Source organism: Bacillus sp. JJ1566 (assembly GCF_036962685.1).
Taxonomy (GTDB): Bacteria; Bacillota; Bacilli; order Bacillales; family Bacillaceae_L; genus Ferdinandcohnia.
The window spans coordinates 63,323-71,735 of sequence record NZ_JBALOP010000063.1 but is presented as its reverse complement, the minus strand read 5'-3'; the positions used below and the strand labels follow the sequence as shown (position 1 = coordinate 71,735).

General features: G+C 37.5%; 10 protein-coding genes. 4 read left to right on the top strand and 6 right to left on the bottom strand.

All coding sequences use genetic code 11. From position 1 onward, the window contains the following. The first annotated feature begins 155 nt into the window (after positions 1-155). Positions 156-344, top strand: coding sequence for a hypothetical protein (locus V7112_RS21740; protein WP_335423699.1), 189 nt, complete (start codon positions 156-158; stop codon positions 342-344). Positions 345-396: 52 nt separating this feature from the next. Here the strand turns inward: V7112_RS21740 and V7112_RS21735 are convergent, their stop codons facing one another. Then, positions 397-1,338 (bottom strand): DHH family phosphoesterase, encoded by a 942-nt coding sequence (locus V7112_RS21735; protein ID WP_335423697.1) that lies wholly within the window; start codon positions 1,336-1,338, stop codon positions 397-399. 118 nt (positions 1,339-1,456) lie between these two features. Here V7112_RS21735 and V7112_RS21730 point away from each other — a divergent pair, with 118 nt between their 5' ends. Continuing rightward, positions 1,457-1,753: a YtpI family protein gene (locus V7112_RS21730; protein WP_335423694.1), complete on the top strand. Its 297-nt coding sequence runs from the start codon at positions 1,457-1,459 to the stop codon at positions 1,751-1,753. A gap of 119 nt (positions 1,754-1,872) precedes the next feature. Here V7112_RS21730 and V7112_RS21725 read toward each other — a convergent pair whose 3' ends face one another. The 3 genes from V7112_RS21725 to V7112_RS21715 form a co-directional block, all read right to left on the bottom strand. Beyond that, complete coding sequence (locus V7112_RS21725) at positions 1,873-3,183, bottom strand: CBS domain-containing protein (protein WP_335423691.1); 1,311 nt, start codon at positions 3,181-3,183, stop codon at positions 1,873-1,875. Between the two features lie 89 nt (positions 3,184-3,272). Next, positions 3,273-3,515: a hypothetical protein gene (locus tag V7112_RS21720; protein WP_335423689.1), complete on the bottom strand. Its 243-nt coding sequence runs from the start codon at positions 3,513-3,515 to the stop codon at positions 3,273-3,275. A gap of 83 nt (positions 3,516-3,598) precedes the next feature. Then, positions 3,599-4,282, bottom strand: a complete 684-nt coding sequence (locus V7112_RS21715) for a metal-dependent hydrolase (protein ID WP_335423688.1) — start codon at positions 4,280-4,282, stop codon at positions 3,599-3,601. Positions 4,283-4,476: 194 nt separating this feature from the next. On the opposite strand from V7112_RS21715, the gene V7112_RS21710 reads away from it, so the two are divergent. After that, positions 4,477-5,571 carry a M24 family metallopeptidase gene (locus tag V7112_RS21710; protein ID WP_335423687.1) on the top strand — a complete coding sequence of 365 codons (1,095 nt, stop codon included), beginning with the start codon at positions 4,477-4,479 and terminating at the stop codon, positions 5,569-5,571. Between the two features lie 155 nt (positions 5,572-5,726). Here the strand turns inward: V7112_RS21710 and V7112_RS21705 are convergent, their stop codons facing one another. Both V7112_RS21705 and ald read right to left on the bottom strand, forming a co-directional pair. Continuing rightward, a complete protein-coding gene (locus V7112_RS21705; protein ID WP_335423686.1) occupies positions 5,727-6,464 on the bottom strand; it encodes a hypothetical protein in 738 nt (245 codons plus the stop codon). Positions 6,465-6,610: 146 nt separating this feature from the next. After that, the gene (gene ald, locus V7112_RS21700) at positions 6,611-7,732 is read right to left on the bottom strand and encodes an alanine dehydrogenase (RefSeq protein ID WP_335423684.1); all 1,122 of its coding nucleotides are present in this window, start codon (positions 7,730-7,732) and stop codon (positions 6,611-6,613) included. A 212-nt stretch (positions 7,733-7,944) separates the two neighbouring features. Between ald and V7112_RS21695 the strand changes: the two genes are divergently transcribed. Next, positions 7,945-8,394: a universal stress protein gene (locus V7112_RS21695; RefSeq protein WP_335423682.1), complete on the top strand. Its 450-nt coding sequence runs from the start codon at positions 7,945-7,947 to the stop codon at positions 8,392-8,394. Positions 8,395-8,413: the final 19 nt, after the last annotated feature.

Sequence of the window (8,413 nt, the reverse complement as noted above, 5' to 3'; positions counted from 1 at the left end):
ATTTTTAGGGGTCACTTCATTACAGGGGCTTTTTTGTGTAAAAAATGAATATTTTGTTACAAACACATTAAAACTTTTAGAAAATTTGAAAAAATTATAGCATTTTTAGGCTGAATTGAAATAAAATTAAACTAATACGTACAAGGAGGGAAAATATGTATATTAACCGCAGAAAACTTTTAAATGAAAAAATGGCGCGTATCAAGAATGGCTTCTCCGCTTACGCAGAATCTCCAGATGTCATAAATGCGATTAAGAAAGAGATACAAGCACTAAACCTTAATGTCCTTGAAGAAGTAACTGAAGTAGGATCATGGTTCATCCCAGTAAAGGTGGAAAGCTAAAAAAGTCGCACACAAATGGAGCGACTTTATTTTTTTAGGGTAAACGCAGATTTTAATTTTCCTGGTTGCAAACATTTCGCAAATCAGCAATGATCTTATCAACCTCTTGCCATGAATAGATGGTAGCTCCCGATGCAAGAGGATGCCCGCCACCATTATATTTTTTAGCAACTCCGTTAATCACTGGTCCTTTTGACCGTAAGCGAACACGAATTTGATCCTTTTCCTCTACGAAAAACACCCATGTCTTAATTTTTTCGATATTTCCTAAGTTACTTACAAGCTGCGCTGCTTCTGAAGCCGTTACATTGTATTCTTTCAGAATATCATTTGGAATCACCATCCAGCCCACACCATCTTCAGTAACCTTATAATTCTGATAGACATACCCACTCAGACGTGCTACATTTTCTTTTGTTTTATACAAATTTTCGTAAACTTGAGGAAAATGAAAGCCATATTCGATTAATTCTCCTGCATATGTAAATGTCTTTGGATTTGTATTTGGAAACAAAAATCGACCGGTGTCTCCGACAATTCCAGCAAATAGAAGTTTCGCAGCTTCCTTTGAAAGTGTATATCCTTGATTTTTACCCTGAAGATAAAGCTCATAAATCATTTCACTACAGGAGCTTGCATTTGTATCAACCCATATATGATCACCATAAGGATCATCATTTGGGTGGTGATCAATTTTGATTATCATTTTGCCTCGACTGTAACGCAAATCTGAAATCCGGCCCTGATTTGCTGTGTCACAGACAATCACCAATGCTTCTTCATACATTTCATCAGGAATCTGGTCCATTTCCTTAAGAAAGAGTAAAGAAGGTTCATCCTCACCAACCACAAATACGTTTTTAGTTGGATAGGAAGCTTTCAGGATTTCCGCTAATCCACATTGTGAACCATATGCGTCTGGATCTGGCCTTACATGGCGATGAATGATAATCGTTTCAAATTCAGCTATTGTTTTAAGAATTGCTTGTATCATTTCATTTCTCCTTTTTGAACACGCATTTTGTTCAATTTCTTCACATTCTATTCACTAGCATTTTGGCTTCGTTCTAGTTACAATAGGAATAGCAAACTAGAATTGGAGGAAACCTCTTATGCAAATACTTGTTGTTTTAATCATTTTTGCACTTGTCTTTTACTTTTATTATAAAACAAAATACTTCCGTACAAGACGTCCAATTGAAAAACAATGGCTCTCAGCGAAGTCTAGTATAGCACTTGGACTATTTGTTGCTTTATTCGGGTTAAATGCATTCTTCGTTCATCCATCTACAATATCGACCGTTATCGGTATCATTCTTATTTTAGTTGGTGGTGGAAGTACATGGGCAGGATTCCGCGCTTATAAGCATTATCTGCCATTAGTTATGAAAGAAGCGCAACAGCAGTAAGAATGAAAAAGGACGCATAGCAGCGTCTCTTTTTTTTGGGTTATAAATGTAAAATTTCGTACCTAGTTTTTGTTGTTTAGCGCAAGCAGCCTAGCCCCTCGCGCTTGCGCTTTTCTTATTTATCTTTCCATTAGTTGTGCCATCATCATTGCTTTTCCTACCACGACCCCGCCATTGAATACCTCTACATCGACCTTACCAAATCGTCTTCCAACCTCTAAAACTCGTGGATGAATTTCCATCATACTATCTATTTGAACAGGCTTCATAAAATAAACCGTCATATTTTCAATAACAAGATCACCTTTTTTAAAGGATTTAAGCACCCTATTGGCTGCCTCCGTGACAATTGTTGTAAACACACCATAGGAAATCGTTCCTAAGTAATTTGTCATTTGTGGAGTTACTTCACATTGATAAATAGACTCACCATCAGCAGAAATATCCACTAATTGATTTGTCACAATATCATCAATCGTTTCTCCTACCTGTGGTTGACGGCCAATCACCTGCAACGCTTTTAAGACATCCTGACGACTAATGATTCCTTGTAATCGATTCGATTGATCCACGACAGGCAACATTTCAATTCCCTCCCACACCATCATGTGAGAGACAGATGCAACAGACGTCTTTCCATTGACGGTCATTGGATGCTTTGTCATCACTTTTTCAATGAGTATATTTGGGTCCTGTCCCATGATGTCCTTTGCGGTAACCATTCCAACGACCTTTGATTGATTATCAATCACGGGATAACGGCCGTGTCCAGTATCCGTATTATGTTCATACCATTTCTCAACTTTATCTGAAAGATGAAGGCTAACTGTCTCCGTTTTCGGGGTTAAAATATCCTCAACCAACACAATCTCCTTTTTAATGAGTTGATCATAAATTGCCCGGTTAATCATAGTTGCAACTGTAAAAGTATCATAGCTACTTGAAATAATAGGTAGCTGCAGCTCATCAGCAAGCTTTTTTACATGATCATCTGTGTCAAACCCACCTGTAATTAAAACAGCAGCTCCTGCATTTAAAGCATATTCATGTGCCTTTGTCCGGTTACCAACAATCAATAGATTACCAGGACCCGTATAACGCATCATAGCCTCGAGTTTCATCGCACCGATTACAAATTTATTTAATGTTTTATGAAGACCGGCTTTCCCTCCAAGCACTTGTCCATCGACAATATTGACAACTTCTGCGAAGGTTAGCTTTTCAATGTTTTCTTTCTTCTTTCGCTCAATCCGAATTGTTCCCACACGTTCGATGGTGCTAACATATCCCTTATTCTCCGCTTCTTTGATCGCACGGTAAGCTGTGCCCTCACTCACCTTCATATCCTTTGCAATTTGTCGAACCGAAATTTTTTCACCAATCGGAAGTGTGTCAATATACTGTAAAATTTGCTCATGCTTCGTCGCCAAGCTCTTCACCCTCTAATAATCATTCTTTGTCTATTTCCGTTATTAACTTAACTCTATTATAGAGGTGAAGTACGTTTTATTCAATTTTATTAGTATTGACGCATTTTTTTACGGCGTTTTGCTGAATCTACTTGTGGGTCTGCCATTTTTTGAGCAATTTTAGGATTATACAATAAACCTATTAAATTTCCACTAATCACAATCAAGGCAAAAACGAGCCAGGAAATTGCGAATATCCCCTCTAAGCCTTCCGCTCCAATCGTTAGTCGTGGTACCCCATAATAAAGTAAAACACCACAAAGTAATAAACAAAGTAATAAACGATTATGCATACCATATCCTCCTTTACCTATGCTTGTATCATTCTATGAAGCAGGCATAGAAAAAAGACGCGAACCTCGCGTCTTTGTTACATTTATAGTTCAATTGAATCGCCAGCAGATAAAACTTTTCCTTCAGCAGAGGTAAGTCTCGACACAAAATCATTTGCATCCTGCCTGATAACCGGGAATGTATTATAGTGAATTGGGACAATTGTTTTTGCTTTCAGCCACTCCGCCGCAATTAAAGCATCGTCGGGTCCCATTGTGAAATTATCCCCAATTGGTAGGAAGGCAACATCAATATCGTTAAGTTCACCGATTAATTTCATATCATAAAATAATGCGGTGTCTCCTGCATGGTAGACTGTCTTTCCTTCAGCCGTTAATAAGATACCACCGGGCATCCCCGTATACACAAACTCTTTTTTCTCTGGGATTTCTACACTTGAACCATGGAATGCAAGAGTAAATTTTACTTTTCCGAAATCAAATTGGTGAGCACCACCAATATGCATCGGATGTACATTCAACCCCTGCCAGCCTAGATAAACCGCAAGCTCATTTGGAGCAATGACTAGGCTTGAGTTGCGCTTAGCTAGGTCCACAGTGTCCCCAACATGATCTCCGTGCCCATGTGTAAGTAAAATGACATCGACTTTTTCTTCAGCAGCATTTAGGTCTGTGTTTGGATTTCCTGTAATAAACGGATCAATAATTATCGTCTTTCCACCCGTTTCAATTTTTACGACCGAGTGTCCATGATAGGATACCTTCATATGTATCTCCCCTTTTCAATAATTGATGTAACCTTACTATATATCTTCTTTTCAATTGATAACTTTCCTTCTTTTTTATACCCTTTTCTTACGTAAAACAAACCCTTTAAAAAATGAAGAGCCTTATTATGAGAGTTTACTTTTTTTATTGAAATTGCTACTCTTAATTTATCTTTAAAAAGGAAGTGTCATATATGAATCAACGATTACAACAGCTTTCTAGTTGGTTAAAGGATAAGGACATTACATGTAGTTTTATTACGTCTACTCCAAATGTATTTTATTTAACAAACTTTTATACGGAACCACATGAAAGACTTCTTGGTCTATTCGTTTTTCAAGATGAAGAGCCAATCTTAATTTGTCCAAACATGGAGCTTGCGCAAGCGCGTAATGCTGGATGGCAATATGAAATCATTGGGTATAGTGATACCGATAATCCATGGGAGCTAATTCAAAATTCACTTTCAAAACGAAACGTAACTGTTTCGACATTAGCCCTTGAAAAAGAGCACTTAACCGTTGAGCGGTTTGAACAAATTCAAAAATTATTACCATCCACTTCTTTCGTTTCAGCTGAAGAGAAATTACATACATTGCGTATGATTAAAGAAGATAAAGAAATTTCCATTCTTAAAGAAGCAGCAAAGTTTGCTGATTACGGGGTAGAAATCGGGGTCCAAGCAATCGCTGAAGGAAAAACAGAACTTGATGTACTCGCAACAATCGAATATGAATTAAAGAAAAAAGGAATTCGTCAAATGTCCTTTGATACAATGGTATTAACAGGGCTGAAAACTGCTGCCCCACACGGAAAGCCTGGTCTTGAGACAATCAAAAAAGGAGATTTTGTCCTTTTTGATTTAGGTGTTGTTCTTGATGGATATTGTTCAGACATTACAAGAACTGTTGCATTTGGTGAGATTTCAGATCAACAACGTGTGGTTTATGACACTGTATTAAAAGGTCAATTAGCTGCTGTTGATGCTTGTCAACCAGGAACTAGAGTCGGTGATATTGATGTGGCAGCAAGGTCCATTATTTCGAATGCTGGCTATGGGGAATATTTTACACATCGTATTGGCCATGGACTAGGAATTGATGTACATGAATTCCCATCCATGAATGAAACGAATGATATGCTTTTACAAAAGGGAATGGTATTCACCATTGAACCAGGAATTTATGTTCCGGAAATAGGCGGTGTTCGAATTGAGGATGATATGCTCATCACAGCGGATGGAGCTATAACATTAACGAATTTCCCTAAAGAACTCATCATCAAATAAGTAAAAAAAGGACCCCTCAAGGCCCTTTTTTTATTGTCTAGCTTCAGGTGCCATCGGATCTCTGGTCTAAGCCAATCGCTTCGGAAGGTAAAATGCACCTTCTGCCAGCGCTTGTCTTATGCTTGCCGCCGATAGGCGGGCACCTTACACTTTTCTTAATTGATTGCATTTTCTTCTTCATCAAATTTTGAACAAAGGTATTCAAACAGCTTATGGTTAAAATTATCTTGATTACGTACATAATCAAATAAAATATCATATTGCTCTTTATTATCCTGTAAACCATTTAACACCTTAAAAAATAGATCCCTTTGTTTGGTGATTGTATCTACGATTTCCTGATCTTTTTCATCTTTTTCTGCAAAGCGTTTTGAAATAGTTTCATTTTTCAACTCATGATTTTTCAATGAAGCAATGATTTGGTCAAATTGCTCCTTCACAAGATTCATATTCTCAGAAACTTTGTTGTTAAAGATTTCTTGGTTTCGAACAATTTGTCCTAGAATCTCAAGCTGGTCTTTATGCTCCTCTTGCTGCTTGGCTGACGCGGCATTGTATTTTTCCTGTTTCTTCATAAAGCCAACAAATACCTCCATTAAGTTTTTCGATTCATTCATCCTCTTTGAAAGCTTTTCTTCCTTCTCCATTTGTTTTTGTTTATGATTAAAAAATTGGTGCTGTAATCCCTTTTGCTCCTCCGCTAATGTTTTGATTAACCCTTCATTGCTCTTTATATATTCCTTAATGGTTTCATTGTATTTTTCCTGTAGTTTGATATGTTCTGATACAAAATTTGAATAATAGGTTGATTGATTCGGGTTTTCAGGTGCGGAAGTAGTTGGCCGGTGAACACATCGGGCTAGTGATTCATTATAAAAAACCGATGACCCCATCTGTACGCACTCCTTTACTATTTAGTAGACGTTTTACTCATTACAACTTTTCCTTTATCTTATTTTTATGCGTAAAAAATGGTGACAATGATAAAGTGCTGGTATAACAAAAAGGATACCTATTAGAAAGGTATCCTCCTGGGTCTTTATCGAGTTTCTAGAAGTGTTTTTGCATCTGAATAAGAATCTCCATGTGCTTCTGCAACTGCTTTGTAGGTTACATATCCATCTAACGTATTGATCCCTTTAAACAAAGCTTCATTTTCCAAACAAGCTTTCTTTAGGCCTTTATTTGCAATCATCAATGCATAAGGAACGGTTACATTTGTTAGTGTAAAGGTAGATGTACGCGGTACAGCTCCAGGCATATTCGCAACTGCATAGTGGACAACTTCATGCTTGATATAGGTTGGATGATCATGTGTTGTAATCCTGTCAGTGGTTTCAAAAATACCACCTTGGTCAATCGCAATATCCACGACCACTGATCCAGGTGCCATCGACTGAATCATTTCTTCCGTTACAAGTTTTGGCGCCTTAGCTCCTGGAATAAGGACTGCACCGATTACAAGATCTGATTCCTTCACAGCTTCTGCGATATTAAGTGGGTTTGAGATAAGTGTTGTTACATCCGCACCAAAAATATCATCTAGCTGACGAAGACGGTCTGGATTCAAATCGATAACCGTCACCTGTGCTCCTAACCCCACTGCCATCTTAGCAGCATTCGTACCTGCAACCCCACCACCAATGATTGTCACTTTACCACGTTGTACTCCGGGTACTCCTGCCAGTAAAATACCTTTACCACCATGTGGTTTCTCTAAAAATTGAGCACCGATTTGCGTTGCCATCCTTCCAGCAACCTCACTCATTGGCGTTAGCAACGGAAGAGAACGGTTAGGTAACTGGACCGTTTCATAGGCAAGTCCAATTACTTTATTCCGGATTAGAGCCTTTGTTAATTCAGCTTCTGCTGCTAAATGTAAATAGGTAAATAGGAGCAAGTCTTCACGAAAATATTGATACTCCTCTGGAAGTGGTTCTTTTACCTTCATAACCATTTCCACCCGCCACGCTTCACTTGCTGTATTCACAATAATTGCCCCTGCATCGGCATATTGTTGATCTGTAAAACCAGAACCTACCCCAGCGTTCGTCTCTATATATACTTCATGGCCGAAGCTTACAAGATTTACTACACCAGCAGGCGTCATAGCAACGCGATTTTCGTTATTTTTAATCTCCCGAGGTACGCCAATACGCATATAAAAACACTCCTCAAATTATGATTAACGAACTTTTTTCCTTAAAATTACAAATCCTATTATACCAATTATGAAAACACTTACACAATAGTGTTTTTCTCCATATGAATTAAAGAAAATTCATTATTTATACAAGTATATTTTTCTTTTCAACTAATATTCAGTGCTATAATAATAGTAGGAAGACCATTTCTAAATTAGGGGGCATTAAAATGCTAGTTACCTATAAAAAAGTACTTGTTGCAGTTGATGGATCTAAGGAAGCAGAATGGGCTTTTAAAAAAGCACTCGATGTTTGTAAGCGATATCATTCAGAACTTATTATTACGCATGTGATTGACTTAAAACAATTTGCATCAATTGGTGCGTACCAGCTCAATCTATCGGAGCAATCTGAAAAGTTCGGAAAAGAATTACTGAATCGGTATGAGCAAATTGCAGAAGAAGAAGGTATTGAAGATATAGAAACAATCCTAGAATATGGATCTCCTAAAATCAAAATTGCTAAAGAAATCGCACCAAAGTACCATGTTGATTTAATCATTTGTGGTGCAACCGGTCTTAATGCTGTTGAACGTTTCCTTTTAGGCAGTGTTTCTGAAAACATCACACGTTATGCAAAATGTGATGTCATGGTTGTACGAACTGAAAAAGATCTTTAAAATAAAAACAAAAAAATCG